Origin of the sequence: Sporotomaculum syntrophicum (assembly GCF_009932395.1) — a bacterium.
Classification (GTDB): domain Bacteria; phylum Bacillota; class Desulfotomaculia; order Desulfotomaculales; family Desulfallaceae; genus Sporotomaculum; species Sporotomaculum syntrophicum.
The window spans coordinates 238665-257943 of the sequence record NZ_LSRS01000003.1; the positions used below are offsets into that span (position 1 = coordinate 238665).

The window sequence follows — 19279 nt, forward strand, 5'->3', positions numbered from 1 at the left end:
ATTGCAAAAATAGAAGTGTAGCTATAATATAATACATATATAACATATATGAAATAATAATTATCAGGAGGTAATCTCATGGCACAGATATATAAAAGCTTAACCGATCTCATAGGGAATACTCCTCTACTGGAGCTAACCAACTACGAGAAAAAACATGCTCTGCAGGCTACAATTCTGGCCAAGCTGGAATATTTTAATCCTGCCGGCAGCGTTAAGGACAGAATCGCCAAGGCTATGATTGATGACGCGGAGACCAGGGGTTTATTAAAGCCAGGTTCGGTGATCATTGAACCAACCAGTGGGAACACAGGCATCGGCCTGGCCTCAGTCGCAGCAGCCAGGGGCTACCGGGTTTTACTCACCATGCCCGACACTATGAGCGTTGAACGCAGAAATCTGCTTAAAGCGTACGGAGCTGAGCTCGTCCTAACGGAGGGCGCTAAAGGCATGCAAGGCGCCATTGACATGGCTGACGAACTGGCGCGGAAAATCCCACAAGCCTTTATCCCCGGACAATTCGTCAACCCGGCCAATCCCAAGGTGCACCGGGAAACCACCGGGCCGGAAATCTGGGCAGCTACCGATGGTAAGGTTGATATTTTTGTCGCCGGTGTCGGCACCGGGGGCACGTTAACTGGAGTTGGTGAATTTTTAAAAGCCCTTAATCCCAATATTAAGGTGGTAGCGGTTGAGCCCTATGACTCCCCGGTATTGTCCGAAGGCCGGAGGGGGGCACACAAGATTCAGGGTATCGGAGCGGGCTTTGTTCCCGATGTTTTAAACACGTCAATTTATGATGAGATTATTCAGGTGCAAAGCGAAGACGCTTTTGCCACCGGCAAAGAGCTTTCCAAAACAGAAGGCCTGCTCGTCGGCATTTCATCAGGTGCCGCAACCTGGGCAGCGACCGAGCTGGCCAAAAGGCTTGAAAACGCGGGCAAGACCATTGTCGTACTCCTGCCGGACACAGGCGAAAGATATCTTTCCACCCCTCTTTTTGAGGAAGAATAACTTAAATAACCTGACATCACAGAGTTAAGCCCCTGTTCGTGTCAGGTTGTTTTTATTTGGCCGTCAACTTATGTATTAAATAAAATCAAACATGCCTTTAAGCACAATATAAATGGCAGGAATGTTAATTATTAGTCCTAACAAAAGCAAAAACCGGTTTTCTATCCACTTCCCTTTAAAGTCAGCAAAAAAATTTACAACGATACTTATAATAGCTCCACTTTTAAACAAGGTATAGTAGCTTTCTACTTCACCCCAGGGATAAAATAATAGAGATATATATCCGACAAGGGGTATGATTAGAGCTAGCCATATACCAAGCAACATAACCAACTCAAATGGTTTGAACTTTTTCATAAGCTAATCCTCCCAGCTTAATAAAGTCAGTTAGTAGATGAAAATATGGATTTTGTTGTAATCCTTGTCCTGCATTTGCAATCTCCTTATTTTAGATATTTGGGCAAGGACTACCTTTATCTCTATTATAAGGGTTTTTTCTTTGTTAGAGAACAGGATAACTGCACTATTAATTGAATATGGCCTGTTCGGCTTTGGTCAATTGGTTGAGTCTGGCTGTTACCTTTTGCATAACCTCATCATCTAGATCCAATATTTTTTATTTAGCGTTCGATATTCATGCCAACGATTGCCTCCTTTGCATTAATATAAAAATCCGCATCCTAAAACAGGTGCGGACTTTACCATCATCCTCACAACTACCGGTTATAACGCGAAGCCGGCATTGTAATTTTACAGGCAGGTCTCCTGACTCAGGTTCATCGCATTTTTTGTCCCTTCCCCTAAATAAAGGTGGTATGACAATTGCTCCCCAATACAGTGGCGGGTCCGTCCGGGAATCTCACTCTGCTCCCTATTCTCCAACTTGGTTGGCACCTGTAAAATAAAATATTTATTTGTTAACTGGTATAACCCTTTCATCATAACAAAAAAATATTATTTCATTCAAATTGTTTAGGGTCGCATGATCAAATTCCCTTTGTTCCACTGCCTCCCGCCGGTGTTTTTAACTCCAGCGGCAAACCCGCCACAACAAATATAACCCGGTCGGAGAGCTCGGCAAGTAACTGGTTGACCCGTCCGGCTACATCTCGGTATACCCTGCCCAATTCATACTCGGGCACCAGACCACAGCCCACCTCATTGCTGACCATGATTAAATGCAGTTGTCTATTGCGCGCCACCTGCACTATTCCCCTGGCCTGGTCAATAATATAATCTTCTTTGGCATCATCCAGCAACAAATTAGACATCCAGAGAGTCAAACAATCTATCAGAACCACCGCCCCCCGGGGGAGCGTAAGCAATACGCCCGGCAACCGGTGGGTTTCCTCCACCGTACGCCATTTGTCCGGCCGGCGCAGGCGATGTTGTCTAACTCGCTCGGCCATCTCATCATCATGCACACCGGCGGTGGCTACGTAAACCACCGCCCCGTTAGCTGCCCCGGCCAGTTTCTCAGCCAAACTGCTTTTGCCGCTGCGGGCACCACCGATAATCAAAGTTATTTCTCCTTTGGCCAAAATTGACCCACCTTCATTAAATTAGATTGTAAGGACCAGGCAGTTTGTTCGGCGTTTCTTAAACTTGACACGAAAAACACTAAGCAATACAGTTCGCCAAATGTTCGGGCTAACCTTTATTTAAAGCCGGCCAGTTAACTTAATTACCAAATTGGCGTTTTAATGATAAACACCAGGTCTGCGTCATAAACATTTTCGGGATATGAACCGGCTTTAGCCCACCAATTTACCGAAAATTAATTTTCTGGGAGATGCTTTTTTAGAAGGTTGTTCCAATCCCCAAAATCTGAAAGTAATTCTGGTTTTCCCACGGACCTGGTCTATTGTTTCTTTATCAAGGAAATAATAATCAATGAATTCTTTAACAAAGTTGGGGCTCCTGTCCGTTTCTGCATTCCCCTCATGTACATAACCGTATTCGTCGCTACGCCACAGAAGATCTGGACCGGAGGTTGTCATCGCCTCAAAATAATTTCTGGTATTCCCGCGGGCCAGGTCAATCTTCTCGTTGTCGGGGAAATAAAAATCAATCAGTTCGTTAACCCAGTCGGGACTCTTGTCCGATGTCGTATTCCACTCATGCACATAGTCAAATTCGTCGCAACGGCATCTTTTCATAATAAAGACCTCCTCCTATAAATTATAATATTTAGTAAAAAAAAGAAAGCTGAGAAGAGTATCAACAGCTTTCTTTCATAGAACCCTGTATGGCGCACGGATCGTTCAGGCTTTTTGCCTGATTACACAAAGTTATGCAGATGATTAAACTAATTAGAACATTCAATAATACCTTACCAATTCCTTCTTCTCTAAAACTAGAGTTCTTTTGATGATTGATTAAGTCTTTTAGGTCTAATATTTTACAGGGATTATACTCATCCAGGGGAGAAAAAACCCCTATTGCTCTCTTTGGTTTCAACTCTTTTTTATTATTTAACTTACTCTTGATATTTGCTGTCATGTTTTGATAAAAAAACTGTTGATGTTCCATCATAAATATCACCATATTTAAAATATGTACAATAGCATCTTCCACTATTAATGACTTTATTGATGGCTGCACAACGAACTATATACTCATTGTGCAGCCATTTTCTCTAGCTTAAACTTTCCTTATCTCTGATAAGGAGTTATAACCCATTTCAAGCAGTTATCCTTTTTATTGCCAAAGACATCATAACCGGTGACAATATCGTTTAAGGGAGCCCGATGGGTAAGCAGGAAGTCGGTGCTGATTTTCCCTGCTTGAATTAGTTTAATCAATTCCGGAATCCGGTTGGCATTAACCAGACCCATACTGATCTTAATGTTCTTTATCCAAAGCCTGTTCATGGGAAGTTCCTGGGACTTTTCAAAAACGCCGATTAAGGAAACGTTACCACCAGGTCTTACAGCATCTAATGCTATCTCATAGGTAGCCTTAAAACCATTGGCCTCAATAGTTCTGTCAGCTCCTCTACCTCCGGTTAATTCCATGATTTGCTCAACGGGATCTCCGTTCAGGGGATTGACTGCAACATCAGCTATACCTTGAGCTAACGCGACATCCAACCTTTGCTGGTTGATATCAACAGCAATTATCTTGGAAGGCCCCCATAACCTAGCTGTTGTCATAGCGCACATACCTACAGGTCCGCAACCTATCACCGCTACAGTATCACCCGGTTCAATCGCGGCGTTTTCCGCACCGAAGTAGCCGGTTGATAGGATGTCACCAACGAGTAGTACATTTTCCTCTGTCAAGCCATCGGGTATTTCAAACAACCCCAAATTGGCATGGGGAACTCTAACATATTCTGCCTGGCAGCCGTCAATCATATAACCGAAAATCCAGCTGCCGGTGGTGCAATGAGAATAAATGCCACGCACGCAATAGAAGCACTCACCACACTGCGTAACACAGGAAACGGCAACTTTATCCCCTACTTTGGAGTTTCTGACGGCAGGTCCTATTTCGACAACTTCCCCCACAAACTCATGGCCAATTATTCTTCCGGGCTCAACTTCCGGCATACCGCCGTGCCAGATATGAATGTCTGTTCCACAAATGGTAGATGTAGTAACTTTAACAATGGCGTCATCCGGCTCAATAATTTTTGGTACCGGCACATCCTCCAAACCAATCTTTTCTGGTCCGCGATAAACCAAGGCCTTCATAGTTTCTAGCATATTTGTTCTCCTCCCTATTTTTATGTTTATATTTATCTTCAAGGTTGTTTTCGTAATAATTATTTAAAAAACTATCCTCATTTTCTGAAAATATAAAAGACCAAGGTTATTAAGGAACAATCTACTAGAATTTCCTTAATAACCTTGGTCTTCCGCGAACCACCCGAAGGTATTTCGATAGCCTACCAAGAATATTTACTATTCAATTAGCCAATGTGCCTGGGTTTAAGTAAAAGAACGATCAAAAATCAAAGTATTCATCCAAAAATCCTTGTCCGGTTCCATGCCGCCTATATTATGGATTACCTTGGCACCTAATTTTTCCTCAAAATATCTGATGTTGTCCTGAAAGTGCTGCAGCGCTACGTGAGATCTTGCTGCTCTAATTGTTCTCCTTCCCGAGGGGGTCTGTGCAATAAACTTTTCCGGCTCCGTTAAAAAACCTTCCCCCCTTATAACCAGCATATCTTCGCAAATAGTAACTTTGGTATAGTCAACGCCTTTACCTAATTTCTGTTTAAAATATTGCTCCATATGTAGCTTAAATTCATGCTGCAATTTTTTGCGTTGCTGCTCGCTCAATTTAGGTTTAGTTTTTTCCCTACTGAAAGCATTAATTAAGTTATCCCCCACCTAATTCGCCCCCATAAATTACACTATTTAGGATAAGACAAATAAATAAGAACAATTTTGTTAAGGGATAATATGATTGCAGTTTCCCTAGAAAATTTGGTCTTCCACAGACCACCCGAAGGTAATCTTGTGATTACCATCAATTATTTGAAGCATTTTCTTTGCATATACAATAATATATTGTCGTTTATTTGTCAATACTGTCGAATGTTGCGTTAGTCAAAAAAATTGTACAGTATTTCTGTAACAAACCCAGCTTTGAGTCTAAACGACTAATTACACCATAAATAGCTGTAACAGAGGGCTTGTTTTGTACCGGCTTAACCTTAGTATGTTTTTCATATTCCGGATAAATCTGTGATAGTTATCTCGCAAACAGGAGGCTAAATATGGCTTCCTGTTTTTTTACTAGCATTGGATCATATCAATGCGGGCTCAACTCCACCGGGGCATAAAGATAATTCAAATCGCCGTGCAAAATCGTGCGCAGTTATGCACGCAAAAGTCTCACTGTCACAACTGTTGACAAAGTCTAACTGCTCAGCCTACAATAAAAAACAACCATACCAACTACTCTTTTGACAGACGGTTGAGAACCTGTCAAAGGTGATAATAATGCCAGCTCAGAGGAAGGGACAGCCGATACAAAACAGTTTTATATAATTCACATAATGATGCAAATTACTATCTTGTTGATTAATGAAAGGAGATTACTTTTTGAAAACAGATAATGAGCTTAAAACTCTAATTAAGCAATTTGCTCAGGATGCAGGTGCAGATATTATCGGCTTTGCTCCAGTCGAGCGCTGGGATGAATATAACGAGGTTCCACCTGACTTTAGGCCTCAGTCCTTATGGGAACCAACCCGTTCCGTAATTGTAATAGGAGTTTCAATGCCTTTGCCCATCGTTGAAACAACTCCTTCATTCTTGCACAAGGAGACTTATGTTGCCGCGAACCGAACGCTGGATGACCTGGCCTTCAATCTGGTTCGTTTTCTGAATCGGCAGGGTCAAGCAGCTTACTTCTTTACTAGAGATGGATTTGCCAGCCTCCGTCTCTTGAAGGACAGGCCCCGGGCGGCTTTTAGCCATGTTATGGCCGCAAAGTATGCGGGACTGGGAACAATTGGGCTTAATAATTGTCTCCTTACCCCTGAATTCGGACCCCGTGTGCGGTTCGTGTCTGTCTTCACTGCTGCCGTTTTAGAACCTGATCCTGTAATCGTAAAGGATTTATGTATTAAATGCGAGGCCTGTGTTAAATGTTGTCCGGTAAATGCCCTGACTTTACGTGAGGATCAAGTTAAGGGTGACTATGATGTAATGGCCTGCATAGACAGGCATATTGAACTAAACGTTGATAAGGTGTCTCCTTGTGGGATTTGCACAAAGGTTTGTCCCATCGGTAAAGATCGCAGCTTATACACACAGAAGGGCATCATGAAAAAATACCTGCAAGAGGATGAAGCCCTGTCTATCAACCCTGATGATCCGGTATACAAATCATGGACACATGTTCGCAACTACGGGAGTTGGAACAAGGACTACCCGCGCAACAGTAAACCCAACAAATAATTAGTAAATATTGGGGGAGGATTTGATTAAACATGACCATTAATAATCTTGAACAGTTTTGTCAGCAATTCAAAGCATTGTTGGATCAAAAACCCGAGTGGCCTGAACTACTGGTAAACGGCCGGGCAATGTTAAGTGAGTTGGTCAGTAATCATGATTGGTTCAAGGACACCTTGTCTCGATTGGTCTTGGATCAGGTCTTCTTACAAAACCAATGGCAGTCCATTGACCCGAATGATATTCAACTTTATTTTAGTCCTGACAAAGCTTTTTCAGTACGAGCTTTTATCTGGGAGCCCGGAGTTTGTTATCCCATTCATGACCATGGAGCCTGGGGAATAGTTGGAGCACATATAAACCAAGTGCGAGAAAGAAAGTTTGCCAGGGTGGATGATGGGTTAGATGTTAACCATGCTGAAGTTAAACAGATTGCCGATGCTACCTTATCACCCGGGGAAACCACTTTTGTCTTACCACTGCATGACGGGATTCATCAGATGCAAGCTCTAAATAACCAGGTGGCGGTAAGTATACATGTCTATGGAACGCCAATACGCAAAGGCTTTATCCATTATTATGATCCTCATTTCAATACTGCCATACGAGTCTATCCACCAGCCATCAACAAGAAAATGCTGGCCATTAAAACCCTGGGATCCATTTCCGAGGATTGGGCTAAGAAAGTATTATTGACTGCACTAAACTCAGCGGAACCGAATTATGTTCTGAATGAATGTAAGTATTCCCTGGATAAAATGGGGGACAAATAACGTCATTTTCATTCAGGCATACCCCATAATGAGAATGCTTTAATATTTTTATGCAAAAAATATGCGACCCTCGTGGTCGCTTTTGTTGTTGGCAGTATCCGCCACCGCGATATCCGCCGCATTGTCCAGAAGGTGCTGGCTTTGCCTGGCCCCGGCTAAAGTTATTTCGCTCAAACCGAATTTTCGCGTATATCAGGTTTTATAAAGTAGTTGCTGATTACAATGCAGGATAAGAAAAGTATCGCTACATCTATACCGCTTCGTAAAAGCATCTGTGACATGTAACCATTATAAATCAACCCAATAAAGCTATTAAAAATTATCCAGTTTACTCCTATAGTTTGTACAAGAAGTTTGATGGACAGCAGTAATTTGTTCTGTTCTCTGACTAGTACCGGGTATAAAACTAAATAACAATATCCCAGTACCATGCCAAATAATATTGTCCATATATAACACGGAATAGGATATGTATTGCAATTACCCGTAATTATACCTGTTTCATAGCCAATTACCCGCTCAGTCAAAAAAGCAAGCGTAATAAAGATAACTACTTTGATTTTTTCTGTTCTCCTTAAGGTTTGTACAGGTAAACAGGTGTTCGCATTGTCCAATGTAAAATATGCTACTGTCCCACATAGTAGCAGTACGGGTATTGCATCGCCCACGCCTATAAAGAATTGATAGCTAACGAATGCAACCCCCCATTCTCCAAAAGGAGAGCCCTCAACAACTACTTCCTGCATTCCAAAGAAATATAGTATTGCAAAGGCTAACCCAAAACGAATTCCAATTTGCAGTTTGGGGACATTTGACTGATTTCCCAAATATCGCATTACCACGACACAGTGTGTAAATAGTAAAACAAAGTAGGAAGCCGCAACTACAGGAAATCCTAAAAGCTTAACAAATACACTATCAAAATTCTCTGTATTTACACCGGCAGGCATAACAGCATGAAGTATTATCGCAATGGATGCAGCAAGTATAATAGCTAGTGTGTTTACTATAATTGCATTATTTGCGACGGCATCCTTTTCTATCATTGCACATCACAATCCCTCATTAACACTGGGACGTCTGTCTCAGATGAAACTTGTGTTACGTAATGTTTGCTTACTTAGCATAAATTCTGTAAAAACAAATAAATAATGTCTGCCATTCAAAGTGACAGACGTTGCGAAACAGGTTGATACGGCTTGTGAAAGATAAGGCCCCCTATGTTAAACACACGCGGGAGCCTACTACCATATATAAATATAATTTTACTTACCCTGCCAGACCGGTTGACGCTTTTCCATAAAGGCGGCCAGCCCTTCCTTGGCATCGGCAGTAGCCATTAGTTCATTCAGGTAAATATTATCGATGGCCTTTAAGCCCTCGACAAAGCCTTTATTTAAACCGGCCTTGATAGCTTTTTTAGTACAGGCCAGCACTACCGGGCTCATGGTCATGAACTTCTGCAAGAACTTCTGCACGCCTGCTTCAAAGGAGTCAGCGGGCAGAACAGCGTTGACCAGTCCCAGTTTATCAGCCTTGGCGGCATCGAAAATCTCACCGCTTAAAACCACTTCCATGACATGGGGCATGCGGGTTAAATGGGGAAGCCACACGACAGCAGTGGGCGGGAATACCCCGACCGCTATTTCCGGCTGTCCGAACCTGGCTTTTTCCGAGGCTACCACCATGTCGCAGGTCATAACCACTTCATAACCACCACCGAGCACTAAGCCATGAACAGCTGCGACAATAGGTTTCTCGTTTTCATACATGTTAATGAAAAGACGATCCAAAGTCTCAATCATTTTGTTTACTTTATCAGGTGTATGATCGGCTACGTCTACTCCCGCGGAAAAAGCTTTGCCTTCGGCATTTAACAGGATCAGTTTCGCCGGTTCCTGCTTGGTCCAGGCAAAAGCGTCGGCTAATTCCGCCAGCATAGGTATCGTTATTACATTCAGCGGCGGCTTGTTCAGGGTAATGGTAATTAAACCGGCTTCATTTTTAACTTTGATAAAATTGTAGCTCATATAATACCCTCCATGTCCAATCATGTTTTTGTCATTTATAAAATCTAATCAATTAGTTCAATTAAAACCCCGTGGTAGTCTTTTGGATTTAAAAAGGTAAATTTGCTGTTCCGCCATTTTCTTGGTGTTTCATCAAGTATCTTAATGCCCTCCTTGTCTAATTCCTTAATTGCCTCAGCCACATCGGGCACTTTAAAGGAGATTAAAAAGACGCCTTCCCCGTTCTTCTTTATAAACTTGGCTACTTCCCCGTCTTCACTGGTTGATTCCATTAGCTCAAAGGCTACCTCGCCGACCTTAAAGCGCACAACGTTAATTTTTTCCGGTTCATCCACATAGGCATCCACCTGTTCCAGCTGAAAAGCTTTGGTGTAATGTGCCACCGCTTCCTTGAGATCTTTCACGGCAATGCAGATATGGTCAATTTTTTCCGGTTTCACCAAGGTCTACCCCTCCTTAATTTCAAAATTGCCACAAAATTACCTTAATTTTAATTGTATCATCAAGAAGAGCTAACTTACAAGTTAGAAAATCAGCAACTCACAGAACACGTCCACATCGGTAAGTCCTTCATGTGTGTCTACAAAAATCAATCATGAGGCAAGTCATGAATTATAACCTGCAGGAAATTGCAGCCATTTGTTGAATCTAGACACCTAATAAATGTTATGCGAAAGCATGGTAAAGAGTTGAACGCGGGTATCCATCTTCGTCTTGTGTTTTATAAAAAGTGGATTTTAATGCAACGTTGTGGCTGAACAAACAAGCTAATTAATCTGTCAATAAAAGGAGGTAAATGGATATGCAAAGGAAAGGAATAGTCTGTGCATGGTTAATTAACATATTGCTGCTTATCGCTGTTATATCCGGTTGCAGCGGTAATACCGGGCAAGCAGGGCAGGATCATATAAAAGGGGAAGTAGCCCTAGCTTCGGATTTTGCTACATATAAAGATGTGCCGGTTAACTTTTCCACGGCCGCTCTGGACCCCTATGAGGTAGATCCGGAGCTAGCCAATGTAACTAATAAGGAGATGTTTCAACTCTCTCCGGAGGCAAAGCGGTTGCTGGTGGAAAACGGATTTGTGGTGGTGCCCAACCAACACCACCGGGAGTTTTTCATGCTCTATGAAATCAACCTGTATGATCCGGTGCCCAGCTTTATTACCACTGATTCAATGCTGCATAATTACCATTTGTTCTTCAGTCACCTTCTGCGGGTTATTGAAAAGGAAAAATTGGCTCCGGAATTAAAAGAGCTTACCGCAGCCATGCTCAACATATCCCAAAAACAATATGCCGCCCTTAAAGGAAGCGATTGGGAGAACGCCGCCCGTAGAAACGTTGGTTTTTTCGCCGTGGCCGAAAAGCTCTTAGATCCCCAAAAAACTGTTCCATATCAGGTAGAGCAGGTTGTGGAAGAGGAACTGCGGCTAATCGAAAACAGTGCCGGCATCTGCAACTCACCTTTAATGAATATGGGGCAGGACCTGAAGAGTCCGGACACCCTGCAAGAGGATTACTCCCAGTACATTCCCCGGGGCCACTACACTACTGACGAGCTGCTGCAATCATATTTCAAGGCTATGATGTGGTATGGGAGAATGACATTCCGGCTCAATAGTGAGGATGAAACCAAATCTGCTGTTTTGATAACTTCAGCTCTTGGTCAAAGTGATTTAAAGCAAAAATGGGATAAAATATACCAGCCCACCAGCTTTTTTGTAGGCAAGGCCGACGACCTGTCCTACCCGCAATACCGAGAACTGTTGGACAAAACCTTTGGTACCGGGGCTGGTTTAAAAGACCTGTCATCCGACGATAAAAAATGGGCCGCCTTTATGGAAGCGGCAGCAGAGCTGGAACCCCCGGTTATCAACTCCATTCCCATTTTTGAAGAGGATATACAACCCGATCGTGAAGGTGCAATCAAAGGCTTTCGCTTCATGGGGCAACGGTTTACCCTGGATGCCGCCGTTTTCCAGCGGCTGGTTTACCGCGATGTTAAAGAAAATAGCCAGGGCGAGCGCAGAATGCTGCCCAGGGGTTTGGACATCCCGGCAGCCATGGGCTCTGAGGAAGCTTACACCATATTGAAAAATGAAGGGGCAACACAGTACGAGGGCTATCCTGATAATATGAATAAACTACGGCAATACATCGCCGGTCTGGATAAAGGGATTTGGACACAGAACCTGTACTGGGGCTGGCTTTATACCCTTGAACCTCTGCTGCAGGAAAAAGGGAAAAGTTATCCCTCATTTATGCAAAGCCAGGCCTGGAACAGGAAAGACCTGAATTGTTTTTTAGCCAGCTGGACAGAGCTCAAGCACGATACTATCCTTTACGCCAAACAAATTTATGCTGAAATGGGCGGCGGTATGGCTGGAGTGGATGACCGTGGTTATGTAGAGCCCAACCCGCACCTATATGCCCGCCTAGCCGCATTGGTAGACATGACCCGGGATGGTCTAGAAGCGCGGAATCTTCTAGCTCAGAAGGACCGGGACAGCCTGGACCGACTGGAGCAACTAGCCCTTACCTTAAAGACCATATCGGAAAAGGAACTTTCCAATATACCCCTGACCGACGAGGAATATGAACTAATCCGTTCCTACGGGGGGCAGCTGGAACATTTCTGGCTGGAAGCACTGAGTGACATAGGGGTGGACCACCGCTCGGCAATAGATGAAAATCCTGCGGCACTAGTGACGGATGTGGCCACCGATCCAGGGGGTCGGGTACTGCAGGAAGCCACGGGAAACATCTTTGAGGTTTATGCTGTGGTGCCTGTTGATGGCAGCCTGAGAATTGCCAGGGGTGGTGTTTACTCCCACTATGAGTTTTCCTGGCCGCTCAGCGACCGCTTAACCGATAAAAAATGGCATGAACTGTTGAACTCAGGGCAGACACCACCCCTGGCCGGGTGGACCAAAACCTTTATCGCCCAATGAGAGTCCCACGGTTGCTATTGATCCTCCTGCCGGCGGTAGGTCTGCTGTACTGCTCCTGCGCCTGTACCCCGCAGCAACATGCCGGCAGCGGGAATTTCCATGACATGGCGGCTTTTAATGAGTACCGCATGCAGTTGCCGGAGAAACATGAACCACTGTGCCTGGTGGCTGTGGGAGATATCATGCTCTCCCGGTACGTGGCTCAAAAAATAAATGAACACAACGACCCGAACTACCCCTTTGCCGGCGTTAAATGGTTTTTGCAAGATGGGGACATTGTCTTCGGCAACCTGGAGGGGCCGTTAACCCCGGGTCGGGAAATAAAGATTCCCGAGATGGTTTTAAGAACCGACCCCTGTATGGCTGCAGCCCTTAAAGATGCCGGTTTTAATATCCTGTCACTGGCCAACAACCATGTACCGGATTTTGGCGAACAAGGGATACAGGACACCATGTGTTACCTGGACAGCACTGCAATCTACTATGCCGGTGCCGGTAACAATGAGCAAGAAGCCTTTGCCCCGAGATATATGAAGGTAAAGGGTGTAAAACTTGCTTTTTTGGCTTTTAATGATTTGACATTTGTACCGGATTCCTACATGGCTGATGATGGCCCCGGCACAGCTGTTTTGAAACCTGAAAAAGTCGCTGCTGCCGTCAGGGAAGCGGCTGATAACGCCGATTTCACGGTGGTATACCTGCATGCCGGCATTGAATATGCTTCTAAACCGGACGATACCCAGGTATATTTTGCCCACCTTGCCATAGATGCCGGGGCTGATCTGGTGTTGGGCAGCCACCCGCATGTGGTACAAAAGATTGAACAGTACCAGGGGAAATACATCCTATATAGCCTGGGCAACTTTATTTTTGACCAGCTTTGGTCCCGGGACACCCGGGAGGGTATTGTCGCCAGGATATTTATCAGTGAAAACAGTGTGGAAATGATAGAATTCCTGCCAGTATATATCAACGATAATGCGCGTCCCGTTGCTTTAAGCGGACAGGAAGCACAGAGGGTGCTGGAAAAACTGGGATTGCAACTGGATATGCAAACCGTACCGGCCTGGGATAATGAAAAAATGACTTTCACAGCAGCTGAACAATATATATTTCAGGCCGGTAAATCCCTGCCGGAATACAGACTGGTGCAAAGCCGGCAGTTCGACATGGACGGCGATGGCATCCTGGAAGAATTTAGTTTAAGAAACGGAAGAATAACGGTACGAAGCGCTTCCCGCACTCTCTGGCAATCACCAAACGACTGGTGGGTGGACTATTTCTTTTTGGGGGACGCCAATAACGATGGTCTACCGGAGTTTAGCCTGCTGGTTTGGAAAGAAGGAAGTTTCGGTCCCCACAGGCCGTTTTGGCTAGAAGAGGATGATACCGGCATTAAAAACCACCTTTTTATCTTCAAGCTGGAAAAAGGTGCCGTTAAACCGGTGTGGCAATCATCCAACCTGGATCATCCCAATTACCGCGCCGCTCTTACTGACCTTAATGACGATGATAAAAACGAGCTGGTGGTTACCGAAGGCAGTTATACCGACCCCGCCAGAAGAGAAGTGACCTTATGGGAGTGGAACGGGTGGGGTTTTTCCCGCATTACTTTAGATTCTGAGTCCGGAATCTAAGAGCCTGCAATAAGAAGGTAAAAATGCAACCGGGGCATTGCAGACGTCAATTTCCATACATTTTAGCAGCGACTCCGCTTTATTTAGGTCAAAATCACTGTATTGTTTACTGATTTTCCGGCAGGCCGGTTTACCGCACACAGTTGCTTATCCTCTATTACCATTATCAAACCTGCCATAAGTGAATAATCCCTGGCTAGTACTGTTTCCGTAATCGCTTTCTTTAACCGTGGTTTGATATTTTCATCCCTTGGGGCGTTTCATTGCCTCTAGTTTCTTTTCTTTTGGCATTTTTTCTATTGCATATCTTAATGCAGTTCTGGGCATTATTTCTCTCTTGCTTAATATATACCGATATACGTCCTCTTCATAATTATTACACGTGGATTTCAACATCCAGCCGTAACCTTTTTGAACCAGGTCATCGGTGTCTAATAACAGTACGTCTGCAATTTTAAATATATCATTTTTAAAAAGGCCTTTCTTCGTCGGTATGATAAGCGATACAGCGGATGCACGCCTGACCCATCTGTTTTTCGATTGGGTCCACTCTTTAAGTTTTTCTATGTACGAAGGATACATTTCCAGAAATGTCCCAATGGTATGGTTGCAAAGGGTATCACATGATGCCCAGTTTGTTACGTATTCGTTTACCCATCTTTCAAATACAAAAAAGTCATCTTGGGTATACTGCTTATACACTTCATATGACCAGTTGCACGCGATAAAGGACTCTTCCAGCATTCCTGACTTCCATAGCTGCTCACATAAATTAAAAATATCTTTTTTGGGAAGGTCTTTGATTATTTTAAATGCCTTTTTTGATATCTTGGTGACTATTGCGGTTTTAACGCCGTAAAGTTTAACTTCCTCCTTAAAGAATCTTTTACCGCTCTGCTTTGTCGTCTCATCAGCATTTTCCAGAAGTTCCTGCCTTATCTGCTCTATAAAATTTACCACTTTATCTCCTCCCAGCAGCGGATGCCACGCTCACCTAAGACAAAACAATATTTTTTCTATGTTCGTCGTTAAGTTTTGTTAGCAACATCCCCAACTTACTTACAGGGGCACTACGGTAGTAAATAACCGTCTTTACTGTCTATTTGATGATCGGCTTGATCATGAGGACACAAGGGGACGGTTCTTCTGTGTCACTGGCTAACCTTTCGCACAATGTCGAATGTAAAACCGGTTATCCTGTGCAATTTGCCGCAGGCTTAATACGATATTTATTCACGCCTCGCTCTCAAACTCTACCTTTTTTTATTTGACACAAAAGAACCGTCCCCTTGTGCTTCATTATTAGCATCTGCCAGCTTATCAACTAGCACCCTACTTTTTCTAAGCACAAAATAATATTCATTATCCACATATTCCATACCGTTATTTGAAATTCTCATATTTTTTAACGGTATACTATGGTTTTGCAGTGTTTTAAGCAGTTTTTCTCCTGTACTTTCTTCAACCTGATATTTCCTTCCCTTTCTACGGATCAGTGCTTCCAGCCTGACATCTGAGTCCTGTAAAGCATCCTGTGCATCATTGTGATGGTTGTTGGTTAGGATAATCCCTCCGGGTTTTATATACTTTTTGCAGGATTTTGTTATACCTCCCGCGTAGATTGCAATCAACAAATCATAGTTGTTCTCTCTTAGTGTAAGCTGATTGCTATAATCATTGTGAATAAACTTAATATAAACCGATTGTTTGTAGTTTTTATTGCTGTTTATTCTATTTATTATATTTTGTGTATCTTGAAAAAATTTCCTTGCCTCTTCGCTTATATCGACATAAACGACATGCTGAAAATAGAAAGAAGGCGTTATATGTATAGAGCAACCGGGATATAAGACGGTATTGCATTTATATTTTTTTTTAATTAACGCGAACAAATCTGCCCGTTCAAAACCCAAATCGGCGTAAAATCTTCTGTAAGGATCTTTAATATTATCCTTTCGCATAAATTTTCACCCCTGCCTAATGGTGTTTTACGTCAGCCTCTTTTTTAACTGTAGTACATGCTATCCCCTCCTAATAGGTAATCATTTGCGTACACCGAAATAATGCTATTTTTTTCCCGGCCTCATTTGTAACGGTGGCATCCCAAACTTGCGTTGTTTTACCGATATGTTCCGCAACAGCTTCACAATATATTGTTCCTTCAAGGCAAGTTCCGAGAAAATTACTTTTCAATTCAATAGTGGCAAAACCGCCGGCAGTTTCAGGGAGGTTAATGTAAGTTCCCCAACCACATGTTGTATCGGCTAAAGCAATAATTGTCGCGGCATGCAGATAACCGTTTGGAGCTAGATGTTGGAGAGTTACTTTCATCCGGCTCTTCAGTTTTTTTTCATCAATTTGCAATATTTCTAATCCAAGCATATCCGCAAGGCAATTTAGACCGGGTTTATTTATTGTTTCTAAAGTAATCTCACGTTTCATTAATTATTCCTCCTCACCAACTCTTGTCCATTTAATTCAGGTGCAATTTAAGTATGCATTTTTGTCTTTTTAAAATATTCAGACTATATTTTACCATAGCCGGCCGGCCTTGAATACAAATAATATTATTTATGCCATATAAAACTTCAATTAACCAATTGATACTCCGATTCAATATTATGATTATTTATGCTAAACAAATTTTTTTACTATTATCATGAATAATCATATATAATATGTTTGGCAGAAATCCAAGCTTTAATAGTCAATCAGGAGGGAAAGAGCTTATGTTTGATAATATAATCGATACTATTGGTCGCACTCCACTCGTTAAAATAAATAAATTAAATCCCAAACCACATATTCCGCTATACGCGAAGTTAGAGGGCTTTAACCCAACAGGGAGCATCAAAGATCGTATTGCCATAAAAATGATTGAACAGGCTGAGGAATGCGGCGCTCTCACTCCTGGAAAAACTATCATTGAACCTACCTCCGGTAACACAGGGATTGGTTTGGCTATGATAGGTGCCGTAAAAGGATACGCGGTTGAAATAGTTATGAGTGAAGCGGTTTCGGTTGAACGCCGCAAAATGATTGAGGCTTTCGGAGCCAAAACTACTCTAACAGATCCAACCAAAGGAACGGATGGAGCCATCATGAAAGCTCATGAACTTTGCCGTACCTATCCCGATAAATACTTTATGCCCAACCAGTTTTCCAATGAATATAATAAGCTGGCCCATTATGAAACCACCGCACATGAAATCTGGGAGGACACCGAGGGCAAGGTTACCCATTTCGTTTCCGCTCTTGGTACCTCTGGTACTCTCATGGGAGTAGGAATGGGCTTAAGAGCCAAAAATCCTAAGATACAGATAGTTGAAGCTCATCCTGTTGTGGGCCATTATATCCAGGGTCTAAAAAACATGCAGGAGGCTATAGTCCCGGCAATATATGATCCCACCCAGATCGACCACAGTGTGATGATTGAATCCGAGGATGCTTTTGCGATGGCCAGAAATATTGTAGCGCAGGAAGGTATCTTTGTTGGTATGAGCAGTGGCGCAGCCATGGTTGCTGCATTGGAATGCATAAAAAATATTGAAGAAGGTTTTGTGGTGGTAATATTCCCCGACAGGGGCGAGAAATACCTGAGTACAGGATTATTTCACCTGACTCATTGATATGCATTACCCGGGTCGTGAGAACGTAATTAATTGCGTTCTCACTTGATCTTACATATTACTTGGCAAATATATGTCTGCCTATTTTAGTAACCTCTCTTTGCTGCCAACTCCAGGGACTGTTAGACTTGGCCGGGTTCCAAAAAAACAAGCAGCCTCCGGTAGGATCTTCGCCATTTAAAGCATCTATGGCTGCCCGACGTGCATCTGTACTGACAGGTCGCCCGAATTGCCCGTTCTTCACTGTCTGAAAAGCACCGGACTGAAAAATTACCCCTTCCAAGGTAGCGGGATAAATACCGCTGTGCATTCTGTTTACTACCACAGCCCCTACAGCTACCTTACCCAAAAACGGTTCATCGGCCGCTTCACTTTCAATAAGGGCGGACAGCAGGCGTATATTTTGCTCAGTAATTTCCCTTTCCCGACTAGCCAATGCGGCCAGCAATGCCCTGGTTTGATTGTCTGCCACCCCGCTGACGCTCAACTTTTTTTGTTGTTGAAACTTTCGCACCGCCGCAGTGGTTTTACGGTCATAGAATCCTGTAACCGATCCATGATAAAAGTCGGCTGTTTTTAAGTCCCTTTGTATATTGGTTACATCAGACCCACGGTCTCCCCAGGATAATACCGTCCTACCTTCTTTCTGCAGGCTCCAGCCTGACACCAGTAGCAACACAACCAGCAGCCCTCCTCCAAATGCCTGCCATAATTTGTTTTCCCGCATCCAACCTTTGGGTAGTTTGCACTGGTCTAAGTACATGAGTACACCTCGCTTAAGTAAAACACTTATTGTTATTATTTTTCTTAAACATTAAGCGATATGCACTTTTACAGATAAAAGCCAATATTTATATATACCTTAAACTTGTAGCGAGTGTTCCTGTTGTAAATCGGTATTGCATTTAACTTATTGATCTTCTTCCCCAACAGGATCTACATGTATGTTTACCCGCGTATTTTGGAACTCTTCCCACATAGCCTTTTTAAGACAGCCGGTAATTTCATGTAATTCTAAAGCCGTAGTATATGGGTCAACAGTAATATGGAAATCAATATGCCTCATATTTCCCGATTTCCTAGTCTTAAGCTTGTGGAAACCTTTGAATTTATCACCGTGTTTTTCAATAACTGCTATAATTTTGGCCTCTTCAGTATCAGTCAACTTAGAATCCAAAAGGTAGTCAAAGGCATTTCTGCACAAATCCCCTGCTTCCTTGACGATTAGCAAAGCTACCAAAATAGCCACAATCGAATCAAGTTGTGAATGTCAATTAAATTTTTACAGTTTTCGATAAATAATTTTTTACACCTATAATTTAACA

At 43.0% G+C, this 19279-nt stretch carries 21 protein-coding genes and 1 riboswitch; of the genes, 6 read left to right on the top strand and 15 right to left on the bottom strand.

Annotation, left to right across the window (positions count from 1 at the left end):
* Positions 1–78 precede the first annotated feature (78 nt).
* The gene (cysK, locus tag SPSYN_RS06115; protein WP_161821611.1) at positions 79–1014 is read left to right on the top strand and encodes a cysteine synthase A; all 936 of its coding nucleotides are present in this window, start codon (positions 79–81) and stop codon (positions 1012–1014) included.
* Positions 1015–1089: 75 nt separating this feature from the next.
* Here the strand turns inward: cysK and SPSYN_RS06120 are convergent, their stop codons facing one another.
* The 6 genes from SPSYN_RS06120 to SPSYN_RS06145 all read right to left on the bottom strand — a co-directional run bounded on the left by SPSYN_RS06120 (position 1090) and on the right by SPSYN_RS06145 (position 5357).
* Positions 1090–1371 carry a hypothetical protein gene (locus tag SPSYN_RS06120; RefSeq protein WP_161821612.1) on the bottom strand — a complete coding sequence of 94 codons (282 nt, stop codon included), beginning with the start codon at positions 1369–1371 and terminating at the stop codon, positions 1090–1092.
* Between the two features lie 381 nt (positions 1372–1752).
* A riboswitch (cobalamin riboswitch) is annotated at positions 1753–1927 on the bottom strand.
* Between the two features lie 73 nt (positions 1928–2000).
* On the bottom strand, positions 2001–2555 hold the full coding sequence (gene cobU, locus SPSYN_RS06125) for a bifunctional adenosylcobinamide kinase/adenosylcobinamide-phosphate guanylyltransferase (RefSeq protein WP_161821613.1): 555 nt from the start codon (positions 2553–2555) through the stop codon (positions 2001–2003).
* Positions 2556–2768: 213 nt separating this feature from the next.
* Positions 2769–3173, bottom strand: a complete 405-nt coding sequence (locus tag SPSYN_RS06130) for a hypothetical protein (protein ID WP_161821614.1) — start codon at positions 3171–3173, stop codon at positions 2769–2771.
* A gap of 61 nt (positions 3174–3234) precedes the next feature.
* Positions 3235–3591 carry a hypothetical protein gene (locus SPSYN_RS06135; protein ID WP_161821615.1) on the bottom strand — a complete coding sequence of 119 codons (357 nt, stop codon included), beginning with the start codon at positions 3589–3591 and terminating at the stop codon, positions 3235–3237.
* Positions 3592–3668: 77 nt separating this feature from the next.
* Positions 3669–4724 (bottom strand): alcohol dehydrogenase, encoded by a 1056-nt coding sequence (locus tag SPSYN_RS06140; RefSeq protein ID WP_161821616.1) that lies wholly within the window; start codon positions 4722–4724, stop codon positions 3669–3671.
* Positions 4725–4949: 225 nt separating this feature from the next.
* On the bottom strand, positions 4950–5357 hold the full coding sequence (locus tag SPSYN_RS06145; RefSeq protein ID WP_161821617.1) for a Na-translocating system protein MpsC family protein: 408 nt from the start codon (positions 5355–5357) through the stop codon (positions 4950–4952).
* A 717-nt stretch (positions 5358–6074) separates the two neighbouring features.
* Here SPSYN_RS06145 and SPSYN_RS06150 point away from each other — a divergent pair.
* Both SPSYN_RS06150 and SPSYN_RS06155 read left to right on the top strand, forming a co-directional pair.
* Positions 6075–6935, top strand: a complete 861-nt coding sequence (locus tag SPSYN_RS06150; RefSeq protein WP_243152936.1) for an epoxyqueuosine reductase — start codon at positions 6075–6077, stop codon at positions 6933–6935.
* Positions 6936–6967: 32 nt separating this feature from the next.
* Positions 6968–7705 (top strand): cysteine dioxygenase family protein, encoded by a 738-nt coding sequence (locus tag SPSYN_RS06155; RefSeq protein ID WP_161821619.1) that lies wholly within the window; start codon positions 6968–6970, stop codon positions 7703–7705.
* Positions 7706–7753: 48 nt separating this feature from the next.
* Here SPSYN_RS06155 and SPSYN_RS16165 read toward each other — a convergent pair whose 3' ends face one another.
* The 4 genes from SPSYN_RS16165 to SPSYN_RS06170 all read right to left on the bottom strand — a co-directional run bounded on the left by SPSYN_RS16165 (position 7754) and on the right by SPSYN_RS06170 (position 10175).
* The gene (locus tag SPSYN_RS16165) at positions 7754–7879 is read right to left on the bottom strand and encodes a hypothetical protein (protein WP_279279246.1); all 126 of its coding nucleotides are present in this window, start codon (positions 7877–7879) and stop codon (positions 7754–7756) included.
* Positions 7876–8751 (bottom strand): hypothetical protein, encoded by an 876-nt coding sequence (locus SPSYN_RS06160; protein ID WP_161821620.1) that lies wholly within the window; start codon positions 8749–8751, stop codon positions 7876–7878. The genes SPSYN_RS16165 and SPSYN_RS06160 overlap by 4 nt, the downstream gene beginning before the upstream one ends.
* 219 nt (positions 8752–8970) lie before the next feature.
* A complete protein-coding gene (locus SPSYN_RS06165; protein WP_161821621.1) occupies positions 8971–9735 on the bottom strand; it encodes an enoyl-CoA hydratase/isomerase family protein in 765 nt (254 codons plus the stop codon).
* A 44-nt stretch (positions 9736–9779) separates the two neighbouring features.
* Positions 9780–10175, bottom strand: a complete 396-nt coding sequence (locus SPSYN_RS06170) for a VOC family protein (protein ID WP_161822212.1) — start codon at positions 10173–10175, stop codon at positions 9780–9782.
* A gap of 362 nt (positions 10176–10537) precedes the next feature.
* Here SPSYN_RS06170 and SPSYN_RS06175 point away from each other — a divergent pair, with 362 nt between their 5' ends.
* Positions 10538–12688: a DUF3160 domain-containing protein gene (locus SPSYN_RS06175; RefSeq protein ID WP_161821622.1), complete on the top strand. Its 2151-nt coding sequence runs from the start codon at positions 10538–10540 to the stop codon at positions 12686–12688.
* A gap of 11 nt (positions 12689–12699) precedes the next feature.
* Positions 12700–14325, top strand: coding sequence for a CapA family protein (locus tag SPSYN_RS06180; RefSeq protein WP_161821623.1), 1626 nt, complete (start codon positions 12700–12702; stop codon positions 14323–14325).
* A 243-nt stretch (positions 14326–14568) separates the two neighbouring features.
* Here SPSYN_RS06180 and SPSYN_RS06185 read toward each other — a convergent pair whose 3' ends face one another.
* The 3 genes from SPSYN_RS06185 to SPSYN_RS06195 all read right to left on the bottom strand — a co-directional run bounded on the left by SPSYN_RS06185 (position 14569) and on the right by SPSYN_RS06195 (position 16767).
* Positions 14569–15285 (bottom strand): DNA alkylation repair protein, encoded by a 717-nt coding sequence (locus SPSYN_RS06185; RefSeq protein ID WP_161821624.1) that lies wholly within the window; start codon positions 15283–15285, stop codon positions 14569–14571.
* Positions 15286–15578: 293 nt separating this feature from the next.
* Positions 15579–16286, bottom strand: a complete 708-nt coding sequence (locus SPSYN_RS06190; RefSeq protein WP_161821625.1) for a class I SAM-dependent methyltransferase — start codon at positions 16284–16286, stop codon at positions 15579–15581.
* A gap of 70 nt (positions 16287–16356) precedes the next feature.
* The gene (locus SPSYN_RS06195) at positions 16357–16767 is read right to left on the bottom strand and encodes a PaaI family thioesterase (RefSeq protein WP_161821626.1); all 411 of its coding nucleotides are present in this window, start codon (positions 16765–16767) and stop codon (positions 16357–16359) included.
* 287 nt (positions 16768–17054) lie between these two features.
* Here SPSYN_RS06195 and SPSYN_RS06200 point away from each other — a divergent pair, with 287 nt between their 5' ends.
* Entirely contained in the window at positions 17055–17954 is a 900-nt protein-coding gene (locus SPSYN_RS06200; protein ID WP_161821627.1) for a PLP-dependent cysteine synthase family protein, read from the top strand.
* 58 nt (positions 17955–18012) lie between these two features.
* Here SPSYN_RS06200 and SPSYN_RS06205 read toward each other — a convergent pair whose 3' ends face one another.
* Both SPSYN_RS06205 and SPSYN_RS06210 read right to left on the bottom strand, forming a co-directional pair.
* On the bottom strand, positions 18013–18717 hold the full coding sequence (locus SPSYN_RS06205) for a cell wall hydrolase (RefSeq protein WP_161821628.1): 705 nt from the start codon (positions 18715–18717) through the stop codon (positions 18013–18015).
* A gap of 147 nt (positions 18718–18864) precedes the next feature.
* Entirely contained in the window at positions 18865–19158 is a 294-nt protein-coding gene (locus tag SPSYN_RS06210) for a cation diffusion facilitator family transporter (protein ID WP_243152937.1), read from the bottom strand.
* Positions 19159–19279: the final 121 nt, after the last annotated feature.

Bases quoted from the DNA above. Each gene is read 5' to 3' on its own strand.
- SPSYN_RS06130 (WP_161821614.1), bottom strand. From the start codon at position 3,173: ATGAAAAGATGCCGTTGCGACGAATTTGACTATGTGCATGAGTGGAAT.
- SPSYN_RS06160 (WP_161821620.1), bottom strand. From the start codon at position 8,751: ATGATAGAAAAGGATGCCGTCGCAAATAATGCAATTATAGTAAACACA.
- SPSYN_RS06175 (WP_161821622.1), top strand. From the start codon at position 10,538: ATGCAAAGGAAAGGAATAGTCTGTGCATGGTTAATTAACATATTGCTG.
- SPSYN_RS06200 (WP_161821627.1), top strand. From the start codon at position 17,055: ATGTTTGATAATATAATCGATACTATTGGTCGCACTCCACTCGTTAAA.
- SPSYN_RS06205 (WP_161821628.1), bottom strand. From the start codon at position 18,717: ATGTACTTAGACCAGTGCAAACTACCCAAAGGTTGGATGCGGGAAAAC.
- SPSYN_RS06195 (WP_161821626.1), bottom strand. From the start codon at position 16,767: ATGAAACGTGAGATTACTTTAGAAACAATAAATAAACCCGGTCTAAAT.
- SPSYN_RS06165 (WP_161821621.1), bottom strand. From the start codon at position 9,735: ATGAGCTACAATTTTATCAAAGTTAAAAATGAAGCCGGTTTAATTACC.
- SPSYN_RS06140 (WP_161821616.1), bottom strand. From the start codon at position 4,724: ATGCTAGAAACTATGAAGGCCTTGGTTTATCGCGGACCAGAAAAGATT.
- cysK (WP_161821611.1), top strand. From the start codon at position 79: ATGGCACAGATATATAAAAGCTTAACCGATCTCATAGGGAATACTCCT.
- SPSYN_RS06120 (WP_161821612.1), bottom strand. From the start codon at position 1,371: ATGAAAAAGTTCAAACCATTTGAGTTGGTTATGTTGCTTGGTATATGG.
- SPSYN_RS06190 (WP_161821625.1), bottom strand. From the start codon at position 16,286: ATGCGAAAGGATAATATTAAAGATCCTTACAGAAGATTTTACGCCGAT.
- SPSYN_RS06155 (WP_161821619.1), top strand. From the start codon at position 6,968: ATGACCATTAATAATCTTGAACAGTTTTGTCAGCAATTCAAAGCATTG.